This window comes from Sulfitobacter sp. 1A13353 (assembly GCF_043557255.1).
GTDB classification, from domain to species: domain Bacteria; phylum Pseudomonadota; class Alphaproteobacteria; order Rhodobacterales; family Rhodobacteraceae; genus Sulfitobacter; species Sulfitobacter faviae.
The window spans coordinates 19754-38227 of sequence record NZ_JBIFFS010000012.1 but is presented as its reverse complement, the minus strand read 5'-3'; the positions used below and the strand labels follow the sequence as shown (position 1 = coordinate 38227).

Here is an 18474-nt window from a genome sequence, read left to right as displayed (position 1 = left end):
GCGCGGCAGGCTGTCAAGGAAGGGGGTTAGCGCGTCATGGTCTTGATCCCACGGCTCAACCCTTCGAGCGTCATGGGCACCATGGCCTCAGCGCCGAAAATCTCTTGGATCATGGCGATGGATTGGGTGTAGCCCCACTGGCGTTCGGGGACGGGGTTGATCCACAGGTGGTTCGGCCATTGGTCGCGTGCGCGTGCCAGCCAAGTCGCCCCGGCCTCGGCGTTCCAATGTTCATTCGCGCCGCCCGGATAGGCGATCTCATAGGGTGACATGCTGGCGTCGCCCACGAAAATGCATTTGTAGTCAGAGCCATAGCTGCACAGCACCTCATGGGTGGGGATCTGCGCGTCCCAGCGGCGGCGGTTGTCGCGCCACACGCCTTCGTAGAGGCAGTTGTGGAAGTAGAAATGTTCGAGATGTTTAAACTCGCCCTTTGCGGCGCTGAAGAGTTCTTCGACCACTTTCACATGCGGATCCATCGAACCGCCGATGTCGAGAAACAGCAGCACTTTCACCGCATTGCGCCGCTCGGGGCGGGTCTTGACGTCGAGATAGCCATGTTCCGCCGTGGCGCGGATCGTACCGTTGAGGTCAAACTCCTCTGCCGCGCCATCGCGCGCCCAACGGCGCAGGCGTTTCAGCGCCAGTTTGATGTTGCGTGTGCCGATCTCGACATTGTCGTCGAGGTTGCGAAACTCGCGTTTGTCCCAGACTTTGACCGCGCGTTGGTGGCGGCTTTCCTTCTGACCGATCCGCACGCCCTCGGGGTTGTAGCCATAGGCACCGAAGGGCGAGGTGCCCGCCGTGCCGACCCATTTGGAGCCACCCTGATGCCGGCCCTTCTGCTCTTCCAGCCGCTTTTTCAGCGTCTCCATCAGCTTGTCGAAACCGCCCATGGCTTCGATCTCGGCCTTTTCCTCAGGCGTGAGGTGCTTTTCGGCCATCTTGCGCAGCCAGTCTTCGGGCAGGTCCACGGCATCGAGCACATCGTCGAGGCTGATCTTCTCCAACCCTTTAAAAGCGGCGGCGAAAGCGCGGTCGAACTTGTCGATGTTGCGCTCATCTTTGACCATCGACACGCGGGCGAGGTAGTAAAACGCCTCCACGTCATAGGTCGCAAGCCCCGCTTTCATGCCTTCGAGAAAGGCCAGAAACTCCCGCAGGGAGACCGGGACATTGTGGCGGCGCAGCTGATCGAAGAAGGGCAGAAACATCAGACGCTCAATGCGCGGTCCAGCAGAACCGTGGCGATCATGCCGACGATGAGAAAGGCCATGCCATAGCCCGCGGCATATTGCGCGATGTCCTTGCGGTTGCCGCCGCGTTTGCGCGCGGTCAGCCCGCCGATAATCGCGCCGATCAATGCCAATCCGAGTGCTATCATAACCTATTGCCCGTTTGTTTCGCGGGCCTATCCATTGCGCGGGTTGAGGCTTGCGATCTCGCGCAGCTTGGCCCGCACGGCCCAGTCAGGGCCAAAGCCGTATCGCGCCCAGCCGATGCTGTCCAGCCTGACGCGGCGCGCCTCAATGCCGCGGCCTTCGATCTCTAGCGCTTCGGCTTTGAGCAGCATGAGCGTGGCCAGAAGGGCGGCGTTTTCGCTGGCTTCGGCCACGGGCAGATGCGGCGCGATCAGGGCCAGCGCGCCTGCGCCGTCGCCGATGGTCACCGCATAGCCTGCCCGCTGGGTGGCGACATAGGCGCGGTGCAGCGTGGTGCCGGGGGTGCGGGCATAGAGGGCGTTGGCGGTTTGGTAATGCGCCTGTGCGGCGGCGGGTTCGGACATCTGGATGACCCGGCCCATGGCGTAATGCGAAAAGGCGTGGCGGTTGTCCTGCCAGCCCTGCGTCTCGGCGATGCGCAGCGCATCGCGGGCGGCGTTCAGCCGGGCATTGCGGCTCACGTCGCGGCCGAGGGCGGTCTGGATCGCGCGGCTCCAGACCTGCGGCGTGGCGCGGGCGGGGCGGGGGGCGACGGTGCCGCCTGCGGGGTTCACCCGGGCCAGAATGCCCGGCAGACGGGCGGCGACCTCTTCGCGGCTCATGCCCGAGCGCAGCGCGGGGTCATAGTAGATGCGCAGCACCAGCATGTCGAAACCGGTCAGTACCGTATGCACATTGTCGTCGTTAAAGACCGAATCCGGCAGGCGGTAGAGATCGTTCAGCGGCCCAAGCGCTTGGGCCAGTTCCTCATGCAGACAGTCGCGGCTTTCTTGCGGGCTCACATCATTGGGCAGGAAGATCGCTAGCTTGCGCCGCTCGGTCAGGCGGGTCCAATCGGTGGCGGGCGAGCGGCGCGCGCGGCGGTATTCCTCAAGCGTGCTGACGTTTGGCACCACGAAACAGGCCGCCTGCGGCAAGAGCCGGCGGATTTGGCTGCGGTTCACCGCTTGAATGGTGATGCCGGCCTCTCCGCCCGTGACCTCACGCAGTTCGATCCCGGCCTCGCGGCGCAGACGGGCCAGCAGACGCGCAAGGTCCGGCCCCAACGTGGCGGGCGGCTGGCCCAGCACGCGCAGGGTGATCGGCCCCTCGAAACGGGTCAGAACGGGCAGGGCGCGGCCACTTTCCATCCGGAAGGACAGGTCGAGGAAATCCTCCGCCAGCGCGGCATTCGACACATGCGGCTGAGCGGGGCGGGCTTGGGTGAACTGCTTCATCGGGGGCAGGGTGCTGTCGGCGATGACCGCGCGGGTTGCCACCTCGGAATGCGAGGCGGGCACGCAGGCGTTCAGCAGCAGCATCAGCGGCAGGATCAGCCGCGCCTTCACGCTGCGCCTCATGCGCCGGGGCCTCATGCGTGGGGGCCTCTCTGCTTCCCTGCGTGGGCTGGTCTATCCCAATATGCGCGTGGCGCGGTTGCTGATTGTCCTTGCATCTGCCTGCCCCATCGGTCGTTTCAACCCGGGTCTTTGCGCCCGTGATTGACCTCAGCCTAGGCAGGGGAAAAATCAAAAGCGAGGAAAATACCCGCTTTTGACGTAAAGTCGCATTTGTGTTGCCGCTCTACCGCTGGCGACGCGCCATGAAGGCCAACCGCTCGAACAGATGCACGTCCTGCTCGTTCTTCAGCAGCGCGCCATGCAGTTTGGGCAAAGCGTTGGGGCCGTCCTTGGTCAGATCTTCGGCGTCCATATCCTCGGCCAGCAGCAGTTTCAGCCAGTCCAGCACTTCGGAGGTTGAGGGCTTCTTCTTCAGCCCCTGCTGCTCGCGGATCTCGTAGAATTGCGTTAGCGCGGTGGTCAGCAGCTGCTGTTTGATGCCCGGATGGTGCACTTCGACGATCTGTTTCAGTGTCTCCATGTCGGGGAATTGGATGTAATGAAAGAAGCAGCGACGCAGGAAGGCGTCGGGCAGTTCCTTTTCATTGTTCGAGGTGATGATGACAATGGGGCGCTGACGCGCGCGGATCGTCTCGCCCGTCTCATAGACGAAGAATTCCATCTTATCGAGTTCCTGCAACAGGTCGTTGGGGAACTCGATGTCGGCCTTGTCGATCTCGTCAATCAAAAGCACGACCTTCTCATCCGCTTCGAAAGCCTGCCAGAGCTTGCCCTTGCGGATGTAGTTCTTGACGTCATGCACGCGCTCATCACCCAACTGGCTGTCGCGCAGACGGTTCACGGCGTCATACTCGTACAGGCCCTGCTGTGCGCGGGTGGTCGATTTGATGTTCCATTCGATCATGCGCAGGCCCAAAGCGTCGCTGACCTGCCGCGCCAACTCGGTCTTGCCGGTGCCCGGCTCGCCCTTCACCAGCAATGGCCGCTCCAGCGTCACCGCCGCATTGACGGCAATTTTCAGGTCCTCGGTGGCGACGTAGTCTTTGGTGCCTTGGAATTTCATCTTGTTTTCAACCTCGTGTGACGGGCGCTTGATCCTTGGCCTTTAACCAAAAATCAAAGGGATTGTGTAGTGACAATTGTTACCCGCTCAGATAGACGCTGCGGCAGGGGACGATGTCGGGAGACAGGCCTTTTTAATGTCTGAATTGAAAAACGCCGGGGAAAAACAAATGAAGCAGGAAATCTTCCTGCCGGACGACTATCGTCCGGCCGAGGACGAGCCATTCATGAATGACCGTCAGCTTGAGTACTTTCGTCGCAAGCTGATCAACTGGAAAGCGGAACTGTTGGCAGGCAGCCGCGACACGATCGAGACACTACAAGACGGCACCCGGAACATCCCGGACGTGACCGACCGCGCTTCGGAAGAGACCGACCGCGCCTTGGAGCTGCGCACCCGGGATCGGGCGCGTAAACTGGTCGGCAAGATCGACGCGGCGCTGCGGCGGATCGACGAGGGAGAGTTCGGTTACTGCATGGTCACCGGCGATCCGATCTCGCTCAAACGGCTGGACGCGCGGCCCATCGCCACCATGACCCTTGAGGCGCAAGAGCGTCACGAGCGGCGCGAGAAAGTCCACCGCGACGACTGACATCACCTGAAACACCACACGCCGGGGCAAATGCTTCGGCGTTTGTGGTTGGGGCGCGAATGAAACCTTCCAATGCGATTGTCGTGGGCGGCGGGATCGGCGGGCTGGCGCTGGCCACAGCGCTGGCGCGGCGTGGTGTCGCCGTGACCCTGCTGGAACAGGCCGCCCGCTTTTCCGAGATCGGTGCCGGGCTTCAGATCAGCCCCAATGGCCTCGCCGTGCTGCGCGGGTTGGGGCTTGAGCGTGGGTTGGCGGCACGCGGTGCGGTGCGCGGGCAGGCGGTACGGCTTTGCGACTATGCCAAGGGCGGCCAAGTGGCGCGGCTGGATCTGACCCGCCTCCCGGAGGACCAGCGTTATTATTTCCTCCACCGTGCCGATCTGATCGACCTTCTGCGCGAGGCCGCACAACGGGCCAATGTTAGTTTCGAGACCGATGCGCAGGTCGCCTCCATCCATCCCGGTGCGCTGCCGCAGGTGCAGATGGCACGCGGCGGGCGACGGCGGGCGGAACTGGTGGTGGCCGCCGATGGCATCCACTCGGTCGGGCGGATACAGTTGAATGGGGCGGATCAGGCGCGGTTCTCGGGGCAGGTGGCATGGCGCGCGCTTATTCCCAACGTGGTTAATCATCCCCCCGAGGCGCGGGTCACCATGGGGCCGGGGAAGCATCTGGTCAGCTATCCGCTGCGCGACGGTCACATGGTCAACCTCGTGGCCGTGGAAGAGCGTGACGATTGGGCCGCCGAAGGCTGGCACCACAGCGATGACCCCGCCAACCCGCGCCGCGCCTTTGCCGGCTTCGGCGGTGAGGCCGCGCAGATGCTGGAGATGGTGCAGGACGTGACCCTCTGGGGGCTGCACCACCACCCCGTTGCCGCCAATTGGCAGGCAGAGGGTGTCGCGCTTTTGGGCGACGCGGCCCATCCGACACTGCCCTTTCTGGCGCAGGGCGCCAATATGGCGTTGGAGGATGCATGGGTTTTGGCCGATTGCCTGACCCGCTATCCGCGCGACGCGGCGCTCACCGCCTATCAGTCCGCGCGTATCGACCGGGCGCGGCGCATCGTGAAAACCTCCGAAGGCAACGCCACCCGCTATCACCTGCGCTCTGGTCCGATCCGCTTTGCGGCCCATACCGGGCTGCGCATCGCCTCAACGCTGGCCCCCGGCACGATGCTGCGGGCCTTCGATTGGCTCTATGCCCATGACGTGACGAAAGGGTAGAGGCCGCCGCGGAGGAACGGCGGCCCCAAACACTCAACCCGCGCGTTGCAGCATGCCAAACAGGTCGCGCGGATCATCCGGGTCGGCCAGCAGGTCGAGCGGCTGGAAGAGGCCCGTCTCGGCGATCTGGTCGCGCACATAGCGCAGGGCCGAGAAATCCTCGATCGCGAAGCCCACGGAATCAAACAGCGTGATCTGCTGCTGGTCGCGGCGCCCCTCGGCCTGACCGGTCAGTACCTGCCAGATTTCGGTCACCGGGTGGTCAGGCTCAAGCTGCTGGATCTCGCCCTCGATGCGGGTCTGCTCGGGGTATTCCACGAAGATGCCCGAGCGGTGAAGGATCGCGGGCGCCAGTTCCGTCTTGCCCGGACAGTCGCCGCCGATCGCGTTGATATGCACGCCGGAGCCGACCATATTGTCGGTCAGGATCGTGGCATATTGCTTGTCCGCGGTGCAGGTCGTGATGATCTGCGCGCCCATGATCGCCTCCTCGGCACTGTCGCATTCCACGACCTTCAGCCCCGAGCCCGCCAGATTGCGCGCGCATTTGGCGGTCGCCGCGCGGTCGATGTCGTAAAGCCGCACCTCATCCACGCCGCAGATCGCCTTCATGGCGAGGCTCTGGAACTCGGACTGCGCGCCGTTGCCGATCATCGCCATGACCCGGCTGCCCTTGGGTGCCAGCAGCCGCGCCACCACCGCCGAGGTCGCCGCCGTGCGCAGGGCGGTGAGGATCGTCATCTCGGTCAGCAGCACCGGGTAGCCGTTGGCCACATTGGCCAGAAGGCCAAATGCGGTGACGGTCTGGAAGCCGGTCTTGGTGTTGTCGGGGTGGCCGTTGACGTATTTGAAACCGTAAACATCGCCGTCAGAGGTCGGCATCAACTCGATCACGCCCTTCTCGGAATGGCTCGCCACGCGGGGTGTCTTGTCGAAAAGCTCCCAACGTTTGAAATCGGCTTCGATATAGTCCGCCAGCCCGCGCAGCATCTCTTCGACGCCGACATGGTGGATCAGCTTCATCATCTGGTCGACGGAAACGAAAGGCACCAGCGCCTTGTCGGAGGGTTTGAGGTTGGTCATCTTGGGGTCTCCAATCAATATGCGCGTGTGGGGCGGTCAAAGACGCGGCGGCCAAAGGCCGAGGCGGTGAGGTCGACCATCAGCTGTGCGGTGCGCCCGCGTTCATCGAGGAAGGGGTTCAGCTCCACCAGATCGAGCGAGGTCATCAGCCCGCTGTCCGAGAGCATCTCCATCACCAGATGGCCCTCGCGCACGGTGGCGCCGCCCGGCACGGTGGTGCCCACGGCGGGCGCGACGGAAGGGTCGAGGAAGTCGACATCCAATGAGACGTGCAGCATGCCGCCCGCCGCCGCGACCTTGTCGAGGAAGCGTTGCAAGGGCTTGGCGATGCCACTTTCGTCAATCTCGCGCATGTCGACGTAGGTGACCGTGGTCTCCTGCAGCGCCGCGCGTTCGGCGGCATCGACCGAGCGCAACCCGATCATGGCGATATTATCATGGGGCAGGGGGGTGTCGATCTTCGGAAAGCCATCGAAGCCTTCGCGCCCGGTGACATAGCCCAGAGGGGTGCCATGCAGGTTGCCGCTGTCGCTGGTCTGCGGCGTGTGGAAATCCGTATGCGCATCGAGCCAAAGCACGAAAAGCGGGCGGCCTGCCTTCTCGGCATGGCGCATCGCGCCCAGTACTGTGCCAAGCGCCAGCGCGTGGTCGCCGCCCATGAAGATCGGCAGCCCGTCGTCCATCGCCGCATCGGCGGCGGCGGCGAGGCTCTCGGTCCAGGCGATGGTCTCTTCCAGCGCGTGCAGCTTCTCATGCTCTTTGGGGTGGAAAGGGGCGGGGGCCACGTTGCCGCGGTCGGTCACGCTATGGCCGAGGTCGCGCAGCGCGCGCTCCAGCCCGGCGGTGCGGTAAGCGTCCGGCCCCATCAGGCAGCCGCGACGGCGTTTGCCGCTGTCCAGCGGAACGCCCAGCAAAATACAGTTCTGTTGGTTCGACATGGGGGACTCCTGAGATGTTTGATCTCAGATAATCCGCGCATCTGTCGAACGACAAGCCGTCAAACTGTCCGTTTCGGGGGTGTTTTTGACAAACTGGAAGGTCATCTGTCCAGTTTGTCCGGTTCTCGTTCTTCAGGCCGCCTTCCGCGCGGCGGCGACCCAAAGGCCGATCAAGATGAAAGAGAAAATCGCGTTCCACCCGGCCATCGACAGGCCCAGAAACTGCCAGACGATCTCATCGCACATGACCAAGCCGCTCGGGCCTTCGGTCGACAGGAGCGACCCGCCATCGAGGCTGCCCAAATCCATGCCGCCGCCGGTGCAGGAACTTGGCCCGGGCCACCAGCCCCATTCCACACCGGCATGAAAGATGCCGATCAGTGCGGTCACCGCCGCCGCCATGGCGCCGAGCCAGGCCAGCACGCGCGGCCCGCCGAGCAGCACGATTGCCCCGATCAGCACCGCCGCTGCATGGGGCCAGCGCTGCCAAAGGCACATCTGACAGGGCGCGTAGCCGCCCAGATGTTGAAACCCGAAAGCCCCCAGCAACAGCGCGGCCGAACCGAGCGTCGCGAGCAAAGTCAATGTCTTACCCGTCATAGTACCTTCACCACCATGAAGCCGCCGATCAGCAGGGCGACTGCCAATGTGAACATCAAACCCAAGCGTCGTTCAATGAAGTCTCGGATCGGTGCGCCAAAGCGCCACAGCAGCCCCGCCACGACAAAGAACCGCAGCCCGCGGGCGAGGATTGAGGTCATGATAAAGGTGCCAAGCGGCATACCCGTCCAGCCCGACATGATGGTGATGACCTTGTAAGGGAAGGGGGTGACCCCGGCGACCAGCACCGCCCAAAAGCCCATGTCATTGAACCGGGTCGAGAATTCCGCCATCGCATCGGTCTTGCCCAGACTTGCAAGGATCGGCTGGCCGAGGTTCTCAAAGGCCAGCGCGCCGATGGCATAGCCCAAAAGCCCGCCCAAGACCGACGCGAGCAGCGCCACCCCGGCGATCAGCCAAGCGCGATTTGGCCGCGCGATGATCATCGGGATCATCAGGATGTCAGGGGGGATCGGAAAGAAGGAGCTTTCGACAAAAGCGACAACGGCAAGCGCCCAAAGGGCATGGCGGTGTTGGGCCAGGCCCAGGGTCCAGTCATAAAGGCGGCGGATCATTATCGGGGGCTCCGGCTGTTTTGAATGCCTCACCATGTCGCGCGTCCAAGGTCAAGCAACTGGGCGCGCAGCACGGGTGAAAATCCACTTGCTCCTGCCGCTTTTGCAGGCTACATCGCCCTACGTGCCCAAGTGGCGGAATGGTAGACGCAGGGGATTCAAAATCCCCCGCCGCGAGGCGTGCCGGTTCGAGTCCGGCCTTGGGTACCAATATGCAAATACCTGATTTTCTTACGGAAAATCAGGTATTTTGTTTTATGATGACTTGTGTTTTTAGGTTCTGACGACGTGACTCACACAAATGACGCACACAAATGACTCACACAAATGACTCACACTCGGTTGTTCCAGAGCCGTTCATCCACGCCTTTCTTGGGGAGTGCGGCTGAGCTTCTTTCTGCTGGCATCCTTCCGATAGTATGCGACCATCTCAGCACTTTGACCTGTGACCGCTTGGATCTCAGCATCGCTCGTTCCGGCTTCGGCAAGCTCGACAATGGCGAGTTTGCGTAGACCATGGAGCACGTAAGGTGAGGCCCGTCTACCGAGTGACCCCCGCCACGCGCGTAAAGTTTTCTCGACCGAGTTATATCCTAAGGGTTCGCGTAGGTTTTTAGAAAGGACGTGCTCACCATTTCTTTCAAAGGCCTCCAGCGCAGCTTGTAGTGATTGCGGGCAATAGACTTCTAGTTCCTCATCTGCCTTGTCGTCGACTACCGTCATCCATTCCCCTTGAAACTGGTCCCAACGCATTGCGATCGCGGCACCTGGTCGTTGGCCGGTCCCGATGATCAGAGAGGCTGCAACCCGGACGCGCTCTGGTGCATCGGAAAGAGCTGCAACCATCCACTTTGGCCAAGGCTTGTATTGTTTGCTAGGTTTATGTTTGCCAAAGCCTGCGGCCGGGTTCCGGCCAAGCGGCCAATCAAGTTCCCGGAGAGCGTAGTTCCAGAGCAAGCTGATGGTCTGACCGAACCGAGAGGCTTTGCGTGGAGTGTCCTGCATCTGAGTGAGCGCCGCCTTCACCATTTTGCGCTCGGTCTTACGCATGTCCATGCTGCCGTTCTTTTCCATGATCCGGTCCATCGGCGCGCGGTAGCTTTTAGCCGTGCTTGCTGCAACCTTTCCAGCTCCGTGTGTTAGGTCACTGCGCCATGCCTCGATGCATTCACGCCAAGTGTAATTCTGCGGCCTGGCCTGCTGATCCAATTTTCCGCCTTGAGCTTTCCAGTACAGCTCATCCAGCTTTTTGAAGTCGCCGCCCCAGTCGAGCTTAATTTCTCGAGATTTCTGTTTTTCGCCATCGCGCCAGACCACGCGATGATACGGATCCCACGTCTCGCGTCGCGCGTTCCACTTCCAGTTCAAGCGTGGTTTGGTCACGCGGGGTTTTGCAGGTTTCAAAGGGTAAACTCTTCTTCTGGACGCGCGGCCTCTGCGTCAAATACGGTGTGCAGAAGGTCGACACGCCAGCGTTTTAAGTTCCCAATCTTCACCGGGCCGGGGAGCGCGCCTTGCGCGACAAGCTCGCGAAATTCGGTTGTGGTCATGTCGAACATAGCCGCCGCCGTATTTTCCTTCACGACCAATTTTTCGGTGCGTTTCGCCGACCTCATTGTGCCCATACTCCAGGCACCGGCTGCGAGTGTACGCACTTCAGGCGTAATGTCGCCTTGTGCGCTCCTACAGCGTTTGAGATACGGGCGATTAGCACTTTGGTTCGACTCCGTGGTCTGCGTTGATATCAGAGCCACAGGATCGTATTTTTGTCGGCTTCTTCGAAGGTCTTTCCGTTGAAAAGCGGGATTATTGGCAAAAAAGCCAGGATATTGGTTCGGGAAATGGTCGAAAGTGGTGAAGTAAAAAATTAACCGGAAATACTTTTTTGCAAACTCAGAGGCATTTATTTTCGTTGATGCGAGAACGCATTGCCGATACGGGCCCCGGGCTCTAGCGGATCTCGCGTGTATCCAGACTTCAAGCGCACTGGCGCGTCCGGGGCCATCACCGTTCGCGCAGACCTCCTTATCAAGAGAGGTATTGCGCGACTTTGCCGAAGGCTCCGTGCTGAAGATTGAGTTGACTTGTTCGCTCAAGACGACAGCGCCATCAGATGATCAGCAACGTGCTCAAAGGTAGGCATCAGTGCTTTGGAAAACCCGTAGGCTATAACGAGAAGGAACATATCTCCGACGGCGTCATGCACAGTTCCCCTGCCAGCAAAACAGTTCCACCCCTCATAAAATGAGTATGCTTCCGCCAAAGATCTCAAGGTATAGGCGACAATGCGAGCGATTAACTGAACCATGGATGTGACCTTTCCAACGTGAAACGCTACACGCGGCTGGCCAATAGTTCAGGTGGTGCATTCTTATTTGGAAGCTACCCGCGGGTGCCCGAACCGGTTCCGAAAAGAGGCCTACGTATCGAAATGGTGTTCGAGTTTCTGCGCATGCATGAAATTTAGGACGCGCTGAAAGGATGAACAAGGTTAAGAGTAAAAAAAATTTTCACTGGATCGGAGTAACCGGCTTATCGAGCATCGTAGCCCACGGCGCGATGAGAATCCTTTTGGTGTCGACGATCAGTACATCTGATCGTTTAGTACATCTGATCGTTTAACAGATTGGTGTTCTTGGAGTGCGCTATTAAACGATCACGCATAGAGTCTGACGGTGTCCGCAAACCGTGTTGTTTTGCTAGGCGGACCTCCTACACGTTCACTGCGAGTGCTCCATCTTAGTTAAGCTCGCGATGAGCTTCGGGTTTGGGCGGTTTCCAGTCATTCGCTGCTTACGCAAACTAATCGTGTAAAGTCGAAGAAGAGGACGTTCAGTGCGGCGATCCAGTTTGTCGATGCGCAATAGCAGCTAACGGGAATCGAGAGCGCTCCATATAGCCGTCAAATCCTGGCGATACTTCGGATCGCGGCCTTGGCGATCTGGTCGAACATCGCACGATCGTCGGAGGATGAAGCAACGATCATGCCGCCTTCCAGCGCCGCGACGATGAGGCAGGACGTGTCTTCGGGGTTTTGAACGCTATGGCGTTGGAACAGGTCAAGCAGCCACATTCTATTCATTTTGAAGAATGCCTTTGTTTTCTGGTTAACATTCTTGGGAAGCCCGATCGCTTCTGCTCCCATAATTGCGCAAAGACAGATGGTTTCGTCTAAGACAAGCGCTTGAGAGTAGAGCGCAACGTAGCTGTCCAACGCCGTTTGCAAGCTGGCCGTGTCGATCTGTTCAAGTTCCTCTTTGAACTGGCTGGTGTAGCGATCAACCAAAGCTTCGCCCAGGTCGGGTTTGGTCGGAAAGTGATAGTGAACGCTTGCGCTTTTGATGCCTACATCGCTTGCCAAGTCACGGAAGCTCATCGCTGAGAAACCCGCGCCGCGGACACGCTTTTCAGCGGCGTCGAGGATTTTGTCTTTCATTGTCGGTGGCATGCGGGGCTCCTGTCTATCATGTGGTAGATAGGTGTTGACAGTAGCGAGGGCAATATCTAACTGAAAGCCTATCGACTGATAGGTAGTTGTGTGGCGCCTCTTCGCGCTGGACCGGAAGGATGTACCATGGACCTGAACGCAAATTTTGATGAACGTGCCGTTGTACATTCGGACAGGGAGCCGTGGGTTGCATCCCCGATGAAGGGCGTGGAACGCCGGATGCTGGACCGGATCGGGGATGAAGTCGCGCGGGCGACGACCATCGTCCGCTATGCGCCGGGCAGCGCGTTTTCGGCGCATACCCATACGGGCGGCGAAGAGTTTCTTGTGCTTGATGGTGTCTTTCAGGATGAACACGGTGACTTCCCGGTTGGTACATACGTGCGCAACCCGCCGACGTCTTCGCATACCCCAAGCTCCGCATCGGGGGCGACGATCTTCGTCAAGCTGTGGCAGTTTGACATGAATGACCGTCAGCAGATCACCATAGACACCACCAGCCAGCCCCCGCAGCCAGTGCGTGCGGGTGTTTCAGAAATCCCGCTGTTCAAGGATGTGCGGGAACGGGTGCGGATCGAGCTTTGGGAGCCCAACGTGGCAGTGACGCAGGCTGGCCACAACGGGTTCGAAGCCCTTGTGATCGAAGGCAGCTTTATCGAAGGCGATGAGGTCTTCGGGGTCAATTCCTGGCTGCGCCTGCCGCCCCACATGCCGCTGAACGCCGTTTCCGGTCCTGATGGGGCGCGGCTTTGGATCAAATCCGGCCATCTCGCGGACACGCCAACAGCCCCCAATGCCGGAGGTTGAGATGTCAGACCCACTTGCAATCATTGGCGGGGCGGGGGCCGGTCTTGGGCAGAGCTTGGCGCGCGCCTTTGCTCAGAACGGCTACACTTCTATCGGCCTCAACCGCTCGGTTCCCGATGGCGCGGCGGGTACGACACTTGCCGTCGACCTGTCCGACCCTGATCAAACATCCCTAACCGTGTCGGATCTGATCCAAACCCATGGGGCACCAAAACTGGTGGTTCACAACGCGGCGAAGCTGGTGATCGCGGGGTTTGCGGAGACCACGACGACAGATTTTGAGGCGACATGGCGTGCGATGGTGCTTTCAGCGGTCAATCTGGCCCAAAGCGTGTTGCCTGCGATGGTGGAAGGGGGCGGTGGCACCTTCATCGTCTCCGGCGCAACAGCGAGCCTGCGCGGCGGCAAGAATTTTGCGGCCTTTGCCTCGGCCAAGGCGGGGTTGCGGGCGTTGACCCAATCGCTGGCGCGTGAATATGGGCCGCAGGGTATCCACGTTGTGCATGTGGTTCTTGACGGAATTGTCGACACGGATGCCAGCCGCGCCCTGCACAGTATGGACCCTGCACGGATGATGAAGCCGGAGGATATTGCCTGCACCTATCTGGCGCTGGCGGATCAACCACGGTCCACCTGGACCCATGAGCTGGACCTCAGGCCGAAGGGAGAGGCGTTCTGATGCAGACCGATGTTCTGATTGTGGGCGGTGGTCTGTCGGGTCTTGCGCTTGCCGACCATCTGGCCCGCCAAGGCCGCGATTTCTTGCTGGTTGAAGCGCAGGACCGCCTCGGCGGGCGCATCCTGACCAAGGAGTTTTCGGGCGGCGCGTTCGACCTTGGGCCTGCATGGTTCTGGCCGGGCCAGCCGCGCATGGCGGCCCTCGCGGATCGTTTTCAGATCCCTGTGTTTGAGCAGTTTTCAACGGGTGACTTGGTCTATCAAGCGCAAAACGGCGCCGTACAGCGCGGGCGCGGCTATGCCTCTATGGAGGGGTCGTACCGCTTGGCAGGGGGGATCGGCAGTTTGGTGCAGGCTTTGGCCACAGGGTTGAACCCGGCAATGATCATGACCAATACGCGGCTGAGGTCGGTCGACCATTCGGCGGACAACATCGCGGCGCAGGTTGACCATAACGGCCGCACACTGACCATCACGGCAAATAGAATCGTGATGGCCGTGCCGCCCCGGGTCATCGCCGAAACCGTTGCCTTTGACCCCACCCTAAATGCGGCCCAAACGCAGGCCTTGCAAAACGTGCCGACCTGGATGGCTGGTCAGGCCAAGATCGTCGCGGTTTACGACCAGCCTCATTGGCGAAATGCCGGGCTGTCCGGCGACGCCATGAGCCAGCAAGGGCCAATGGTCGAAATCCACGATGCTTCGCCAAGGCAGGGCGGTCCCTATGCGCTCTTCGGTTTTGTCGGGGTCCCTGCGGATGCGCGTGCCCAGCACAAAGATGAGATGATGCGTCTCGCGGTGATGCAGCTGACGGCGATGTTCGGTCCGGAAATGGCAGACCCGATGCACCTTGTTTTGCAGGACTGGGCGACCATTCCAGACATCGCGCGCCCACAGGATCGACACCCGATCCGAAGCCACCCCCGCTATGGTTTGCCGACCAACCTGCGTGCCCTTTCAGCACGCGGGATAATTTTTGCGTCGACGGAAACCGCCCTGGAATTCGGAGGCTTTCTTGAGGGCGCATTGGAGGCGGCAGCCCATGCGGCCAACACACTGGCGCTGCACGAACCCATGCAGACCTGATCACCGGCCGCCCGCAAGGTTTGGGGCATCCATTAGACAAATTAGAGCACGCGGCGCCAAGCCAATCCAACGGGTATGGTGGCCATACGGGTGAAATATGATGACACAGACGATAGACACGACTGAAACCGCAGGGTTTCGGCGCAACCTGACGGTGCTGATCCTCGCGCAATCTTTGGGGGCTGCCAGTGGACCGATTGTCATCTCGCTGGGGGGATTGGTTGGCCAGGACCTTGCGACTGACCCTGCTTTGGCGACCCTGCCGGTGAGCATTTACAATCTTGGGCTTGCCCTTGGAGCGGTGCCTGCCGCTTGGATCATGCGACAATACGGGCGGCGCAGCGGTTATCTTCTGGGGGCGATGATCGGCGTGTTGTCGGGATTGGTAGCCGCTGGTGCGATATCGTTTGGGACGTTCACATTCTTCTGTATGGGAACGTTTCTGGCGGGGCTCTATGCGTCCTATGTACAGTCTTACCGTTTCGCAGCTGCCGACGGGCGCGAAGGAGCAGACAGGGGGCGGGCCATTTCATGGGTCATGGTTGGCGGGCTGGTCGCTGCCATTATCGGACCGCAGCTGGTCATTGCCACGCGCGACGCTGTGCCGGGGGTGCCCTTCGCCGGTAGTTTCCTGAGCCAAGCGGCGCTTGCGCTCATCGCGTTTTTTGTTCTGACTCGGTTAAGGGGCCGCCACTCCGCAGCCACAGCGCAAACGCCATCCGATGACGGGGGGCGCAACGTGCTCCAACTTCTGGCTTCGCCGAAATACATGCTTGGGGTTACCGCTGGCGTGGTGTCTTACGGGCTCATGTCATTCGTCATGACGGCCGCACCGCTGGCGATGGTCGGATGCGGGCATTCGATTGACCACGCGGCGTGGGGTATTCAGTGGCATGTGCTGGCGATGTTCGCTCCAAGCCTTGTGACGGGCAAGCTAATCGCTCGGTTCGGCAAGGAAAAGGTCACCGCCGCTGGCCTGATCATTATCGGCATTTCAGGTGCTGTTGCGCTGACCGGTTTGGATCTGAGGCATTTCTTTATCTCTCTCATCCTTCTTGGGATCGGATGGAACTTTGGCTTCATCGGAGCCACTGCGATGGTGGCTGCCGCGCATACAGAGGCCGAGCGCGGGCGTGCCCAAGGGCTGAATGATTTCGCCGTCTTCGGCACAGTCGCAGCGCTTTCGTTCTTTTCCGGCGCGTTGATGCAGGCGTCGGGATGGCATCTCATCAATCTCATGATGTTCCCCTTCATTGCCATCGTGCTTGCACCATTGGTCTGGCAAGCGGCGCGATGTTTGTAAGGGCCGCTCCGAAAGGCCTCTGAGATTAACAAAAGAATGCAAACCAAAAGGACAGACTCAACATGCCTAATTTACAAATTCTCATATCAGCGACCCTTGTAGGGATCGTGGGCACGTTGATTTTCGACGCAGTTATGGCCTTTATGGCTCGGTTTTTAGGGTACACGGCCACGAATTGGCGCATGGTCGGGCGCTGGATGGGTCATATGCCCAATGGGCAGTTCATTCAGCGCAATTTGAAAGACGCCAAACCGATTCCTGGCGAAAACATTATGGGCTGGTCGTTCCACTACGCCATCGGCATCGGCTATGGAGTACTCTTGGCTTTGATCTGGGGCGCGGATTGGTTTGCTGATCCCCAGCTTGCGCAGCCCATGAGCCTTTCTATTGCTTTGCTTGTCTTGCCGTATTTTATTATGATGCCGGGCATGGGGCTGGGTATCGCAGCGTCGCGGGCACCTTCTCCAATTATTGCCTGCATAAAAAGCGCTTTTGGCCATTCGATATTTGGCCTTGGTCTGTTTACTGCGGCATTGTTGTTAAAGGCGCTTTCCTGAACCGCGCAGCGTTTTTTGTAGCGTGTGATGCGGTAGAGAATAGCCGAACCTTGGACAAGGCTGTCACAGGTTAGCGTCCTTCAGGGTTAGGCTGCGTACAGTCTGAAGGAGGCGCGATGGGTCATCGCGGCGCAGTATTTGGAATGCGTGTCGAAAGTCAGATCTGGGCCGTTCGCGTCGATCGATACAAATGGCGGAGAGCGGAAGTTCGCCGCAAACGCGATCCGGCCCTGCCTGAACATTGAAAGCTGACATTCAGGCGATCCTGAAACTGGTGTTCACTCTGCATTGCCGTATGGCCGCAAGGAGCCCAAATTGTCCGCTTGAGGGGCAGACTTTTTCGCAGGTGCGGCATCAGCAGGACCAGCAAGAACGGCCCGGAGCTGACGTTCGTTGCCAGCGCAGCCAAAGACCAGTGCTCAGCCTTCTCTTTCTATTCAATCATTCGGTATTTGACAGTTTCATCTGTGACTACGCTTGTCGATGTAAGGCTCTGCTCCGCTCACACGACTGAGATTTGGAAGAAGCTCAAATTTCCATGCGACTGAAAGGAAATGGCTTCTGTGTCGCCGAAGGTGTTTTGCGCATACCGAAGTGCGTTTGCGCTAAGCGGAGCGATTTCCGCACCAACGAAATAGATTTATTAAGCCGACCAGATTGCGACCACGTTGATCAAGCAGGGTATTCGGCATCCGCGAACGAGTGAAGTTACAGATTGAACAAGTGCCTTCGAGGATGGCCTGAAACGTCCAACCGCCATGATACCTGCACCCGAGATACTTGCAGCCGAGCGAGATTGACAGGTTCGCGAAAACTGGTAACGATTCCAGATGTCGTCTGCTCTGAGGATCGCTATCGGGACGTTCGGGCGGGTCGCTCTCCTTGATATGGACCGGCCCCTTGTCAAGCATGCCCATGCACAATGCCACGTGCTGCTGAAGGTCGAGGGTGCCGATACCGAGTTTGACGTGGGCGGTCGGCGCGTGGCGCTGACCGACGAAAGCGCCGTGCTCATCAACGCTTGGGAACACCACAGCTACGTGCACCGCGCGGGCCAACCGCCGACGATCATCCTCGCGCTTTACATTGAGCCGATCTGGCTGAGCGCGTTTCGCGGCAATTGGGAAGCGAGTGCGGGACCGGGTTTTTTCCCCCATCCGGGCGGCGCCATCACCCCGCAGATCCGCCGTCAGGTCGGCGAGACCGCCGAGGCGATGGTGCAGGACCCAGGCGACGCCGCAACACATGAGCGGCTGATCGGGCGGCTGATGGTTTCGATCATCGAGCGGCTGGCGCTTTGGCGCGAGGTGCAGCCGTCGCTTCGGGCGCGGGCCACAGCAATGCGGGCGCCCGACCGGCGGATCGCGCGGGCCCAGGCCTTGATGCGAGCGGACCCGGCTCGCATTCCTTCGATGGAGTGGTTGGCACGCGAAAGCGGCGTGTCCCGCGCGCATTTCTTCCGGTTGTTTGAGGCCGAGACCGGCATTTCTCCGCGTGTCTATCTGAACACCCAGCGGGTCGAGCGCGCGGTGCAGGCAGTCGCCAACGACACCCGCAGCTTCACCGACATCTCTGCCGATTTGGGCTTCTCAGTGCCGGCGCATTTCTCGCGCTTCTTCCATGACCATGCTGGCTCCTCGCCGAGCACCTTCCGCGATGTCTCGGCGCTTCGCGACAGCGGCTGACCCCGGTTTTTGAGACTCCTCGGTAAGGTCCGAGACCTGGCGGGATCGCGG

20 protein-coding genes and 1 tRNA gene are annotated in these 18474 nt (G+C 60.2%); 9 read left to right on the top strand and 12 right to left on the bottom strand.

Features of this window, described 5'->3' with window-relative positions:
- Positions 1-26: 26 nt before the first annotated feature.
- The 4 genes from ACGYLO_RS21245 to ACGYLO_RS21230 form a co-directional block, all read right to left on the bottom strand.
- The gene (locus ACGYLO_RS21245) at positions 27-1214 is read right to left on the bottom strand and encodes a VWA domain-containing protein (protein WP_394377339.1); all 1188 of its coding nucleotides are present in this window, start codon (positions 1212-1214) and stop codon (positions 27-29) included.
- The gene (locus ACGYLO_RS21240; protein WP_067262001.1) at positions 1214-1384 is read right to left on the bottom strand and encodes an apolipoprotein acyltransferase; all 171 of its coding nucleotides are present in this window, start codon (positions 1382-1384) and stop codon (positions 1214-1216) included. Before ACGYLO_RS21240 ends, ACGYLO_RS21245 begins: the two co-directional genes overlap by 1 nt.
- A 27-nt stretch (positions 1385-1411) precedes the next feature.
- Entirely contained in the window at positions 1412-2782 is a 1371-nt protein-coding gene (locus ACGYLO_RS21235; RefSeq protein ID WP_271687558.1) for a DUF2927 domain-containing protein, read from the bottom strand.
- 223 nt (positions 2783-3005) lie between these two features.
- Complete coding sequence (locus tag ACGYLO_RS21230) at positions 3006-3845, bottom strand: MoxR family ATPase (protein ID WP_271687557.1); 840 nt, start codon at positions 3843-3845, stop codon at positions 3006-3008.
- 169 nt (positions 3846-4014) lie between these two features.
- Between ACGYLO_RS21230 and dksA the strand changes: the two genes are divergently transcribed.
- Both dksA and ACGYLO_RS21220 read left to right on the top strand, forming a co-directional pair.
- Positions 4015-4437, top strand: coding sequence for an RNA polymerase-binding protein DksA (gene dksA, locus ACGYLO_RS21225; protein WP_067262021.1), 423 nt, complete (start codon positions 4015-4017; stop codon positions 4435-4437).
- A 59-nt stretch (positions 4438-4496) separates the two neighbouring features.
- Positions 4497-5663 carry an FAD-dependent monooxygenase gene (locus tag ACGYLO_RS21220; protein ID WP_271687554.1) on the top strand — a complete coding sequence of 389 codons (1167 nt, stop codon included), beginning with the start codon at positions 4497-4499 and terminating at the stop codon, positions 5661-5663.
- 33 nt (positions 5664-5696) lie between these two features.
- Here ACGYLO_RS21220 and ACGYLO_RS21215 read toward each other — a convergent pair whose 3' ends face one another.
- From ACGYLO_RS21215 to ACGYLO_RS21200, 4 genes are all read right to left on the bottom strand, one after another.
- A complete protein-coding gene (locus tag ACGYLO_RS21215) occupies positions 5697-6746 on the bottom strand; it encodes an ornithine cyclodeaminase (protein WP_276154305.1) in 1050 nt (349 codons plus the stop codon).
- 14 nt (positions 6747-6760) lie between these two features.
- Positions 6761-7684, bottom strand: coding sequence for an arginase (gene rocF, locus ACGYLO_RS21210; protein WP_271687552.1), 924 nt, complete (start codon positions 7682-7684; stop codon positions 6761-6763).
- Between the two features lie 132 nt (positions 7685-7816).
- A complete protein-coding gene (locus tag ACGYLO_RS21205; RefSeq protein ID WP_271687550.1) occupies positions 7817-8284 on the bottom strand; it encodes a disulfide bond formation protein B in 468 nt (155 codons plus the stop codon).
- The gene (locus ACGYLO_RS21200; protein ID WP_209218107.1) at positions 8281-8859 is read right to left on the bottom strand and encodes a YqaA family protein; all 579 of its coding nucleotides are present in this window, start codon (positions 8857-8859) and stop codon (positions 8281-8283) included. The genes ACGYLO_RS21205 and ACGYLO_RS21200 overlap by 4 nt, the downstream gene beginning before the upstream one ends.
- Positions 8860-8985: 126 nt before the next feature.
- Between ACGYLO_RS21200 and ACGYLO_RS21195 the strand changes: the two genes are divergently transcribed.
- Positions 8986-9069: transfer RNA gene (locus tag ACGYLO_RS21195), tRNA-Leu, on the top strand.
- A gap of 147 nt (positions 9070-9216) precedes the next feature.
- Here ACGYLO_RS21195 and ACGYLO_RS21190 read toward each other — a convergent pair.
- The 4 genes from ACGYLO_RS21190 to ACGYLO_RS21175 all read right to left on the bottom strand — a co-directional run bounded on the left by ACGYLO_RS21190 (position 9217) and on the right by ACGYLO_RS21175 (position 12307).
- Entirely contained in the window at positions 9217-10263 is a 1047-nt protein-coding gene (locus ACGYLO_RS21190) for a tyrosine-type recombinase/integrase (protein ID WP_271687547.1), read from the bottom strand.
- Positions 10260-10955 (bottom strand): hypothetical protein, encoded by a 696-nt coding sequence (locus tag ACGYLO_RS21185; RefSeq protein ID WP_271687545.1) that lies wholly within the window; start codon positions 10953-10955, stop codon positions 10260-10262. Before ACGYLO_RS21185 ends, ACGYLO_RS21190 begins: the two co-directional genes overlap by 4 nt.
- The gene (locus ACGYLO_RS21180; protein ID WP_271687543.1) at positions 10952-11167 is read right to left on the bottom strand and encodes a hypothetical protein; all 216 of its coding nucleotides are present in this window, start codon (positions 11165-11167) and stop codon (positions 10952-10954) included. The genes ACGYLO_RS21185 and ACGYLO_RS21180 overlap by 4 nt, the downstream gene beginning before the upstream one ends.
- 594 nt (positions 11168-11761) lie before the next feature.
- Positions 11762-12307 (bottom strand): TetR/AcrR family transcriptional regulator, encoded by a 546-nt coding sequence (locus ACGYLO_RS21175; RefSeq protein ID WP_295037004.1) that lies wholly within the window; start codon positions 12305-12307, stop codon positions 11762-11764.
- A gap of 126 nt (positions 12308-12433) precedes the next feature.
- Here ACGYLO_RS21175 and ACGYLO_RS21170 point away from each other — a divergent pair, with 126 nt between their 5' ends.
- From ACGYLO_RS21170 to ACGYLO_RS21145, 6 genes are all read left to right on the top strand, one after another.
- Positions 12434-13114 carry a cupin domain-containing protein gene (locus tag ACGYLO_RS21170; RefSeq protein ID WP_271687540.1) on the top strand — a complete coding sequence of 227 codons (681 nt, stop codon included), beginning with the start codon at positions 12434-12436 and terminating at the stop codon, positions 13112-13114.
- A 1-nt stretch (position 13115) separates the two neighbouring features.
- Positions 13116-13793: an SDR family NAD(P)-dependent oxidoreductase gene (locus tag ACGYLO_RS21165; protein ID WP_271687539.1), complete on the top strand. Its 678-nt coding sequence runs from the start codon at positions 13116-13118 to the stop codon at positions 13791-13793.
- Positions 13793-14878: an NAD(P)/FAD-dependent oxidoreductase gene (locus tag ACGYLO_RS21160; RefSeq protein ID WP_271687538.1), complete on the top strand. Its 1086-nt coding sequence runs from the start codon at positions 13793-13795 to the stop codon at positions 14876-14878. The genes ACGYLO_RS21165 and ACGYLO_RS21160 overlap by 1 nt, the downstream gene beginning before the upstream one ends.
- 97 nt (positions 14879-14975) lie before the next feature.
- Positions 14976-16181: an MFS transporter gene (locus ACGYLO_RS21155; protein WP_271687537.1), complete on the top strand. Its 1206-nt coding sequence runs from the start codon at positions 14976-14978 to the stop codon at positions 16179-16181.
- Positions 16182-16243: 62 nt separating this feature from the next.
- Positions 16244-16738, top strand: a complete 495-nt coding sequence (locus tag ACGYLO_RS21150; protein WP_271687535.1) for a DUF2938 family protein — start codon at positions 16244-16246, stop codon at positions 16736-16738.
- An 830-nt stretch (positions 16739-17568) separates the two neighbouring features.
- Positions 17569-18423, top strand: a complete 855-nt coding sequence (locus ACGYLO_RS21145) for a helix-turn-helix domain-containing protein (RefSeq protein WP_394377338.1) — start codon at positions 17569-17571, stop codon at positions 18421-18423.
- Positions 18424-18474 lie beyond the last annotated feature (51 nt).

What these genes read in the sequence shown, in the direction of transcription:
- ACGYLO_RS21245 (WP_394377339.1), bottom strand. Translation starts at nt 1,214, where the DNA reads ATGTTTCTGCCCTTCTTCGATCAGCTGCGCCGCCACAATGTCCCGGTC.
- ACGYLO_RS21150 (WP_271687535.1), top strand. Translation starts at nt 16,244, where the DNA reads ATGCCTAATTTACAAATTCTCATATCAGCGACCCTTGTAGGGATCGTG.
- ACGYLO_RS21215 (WP_276154305.1), bottom strand. Translation starts at nt 6,746, where the DNA reads ATGACCAACCTCAAACCCTCCGACAAGGCGCTGGTGCCTTTCGTTTCC.
- rocF (WP_271687552.1), bottom strand. Translation starts at nt 7,684, where the DNA reads ATGTCGAACCAACAGAACTGTATTTTGCTGGGCGTTCCGCTGGACAGC.
- ACGYLO_RS21175 (WP_295037004.1), bottom strand. Translation starts at nt 12,307, where the DNA reads ATGCCACCGACAATGAAAGACAAAATCCTCGACGCCGCTGAAAAGCGT.
- ACGYLO_RS21160 (WP_271687538.1), top strand. Translation starts at nt 13,793, where the DNA reads ATGCAGACCGATGTTCTGATTGTGGGCGGTGGTCTGTCGGGTCTTGCG.
- ACGYLO_RS21235 (WP_271687558.1), bottom strand. Translation starts at nt 2,782, where the DNA reads ATGAGGCGCAGCGTGAAGGCGCGGCTGATCCTGCCGCTGATGCTGCTG.
- ACGYLO_RS21180 (WP_271687543.1), bottom strand. Translation starts at nt 11,167, where the DNA reads ATGGTTCAGTTAATCGCTCGCATTGTCGCCTATACCTTGAGATCTTTG.
- ACGYLO_RS21220 (WP_271687554.1), top strand. Translation starts at nt 4,497, where the DNA reads ATGAAACCTTCCAATGCGATTGTCGTGGGCGGCGGGATCGGCGGGCTG.
- ACGYLO_RS21230 (WP_271687557.1), bottom strand. Translation starts at nt 3,845, where the DNA reads ATGAAATTCCAAGGCACCAAAGACTACGTCGCCACCGAGGACCTGAAA.
- ACGYLO_RS21205 (WP_271687550.1), bottom strand. Translation starts at nt 8,284, where the DNA reads ATGACGGGTAAGACATTGACTTTGCTCGCGACGCTCGGTTCGGCCGCG.
- ACGYLO_RS21145 (WP_394377338.1), top strand. Translation starts at nt 17,569, where the DNA reads ATGTCGTCTGCTCTGAGGATCGCTATCGGGACGTTCGGGCGGGTCGCT.
- ACGYLO_RS21240 (WP_067262001.1), bottom strand. Translation starts at nt 1,384, where the DNA reads ATGATAGCACTCGGATTGGCATTGATCGGCGCGATTATCGGCGGGCTG.
- ACGYLO_RS21165 (WP_271687539.1), top strand. Translation starts at nt 13,116, where the DNA reads ATGTCAGACCCACTTGCAATCATTGGCGGGGCGGGGGCCGGTCTTGGG.
- ACGYLO_RS21155 (WP_271687537.1), top strand. Translation starts at nt 14,976, where the DNA reads ATGATGACACAGACGATAGACACGACTGAAACCGCAGGGTTTCGGCGC.
- ACGYLO_RS21170 (WP_271687540.1), top strand. Translation starts at nt 12,434, where the DNA reads ATGGACCTGAACGCAAATTTTGATGAACGTGCCGTTGTACATTCGGAC.
- ACGYLO_RS21200 (WP_209218107.1), bottom strand. Translation starts at nt 8,859, where the DNA reads ATGATCCGCCGCCTTTATGACTGGACCCTGGGCCTGGCCCAACACCGC.
- dksA (WP_067262021.1), top strand. Translation starts at nt 4,015, where the DNA reads ATGAAGCAGGAAATCTTCCTGCCGGACGACTATCGTCCGGCCGAGGAC.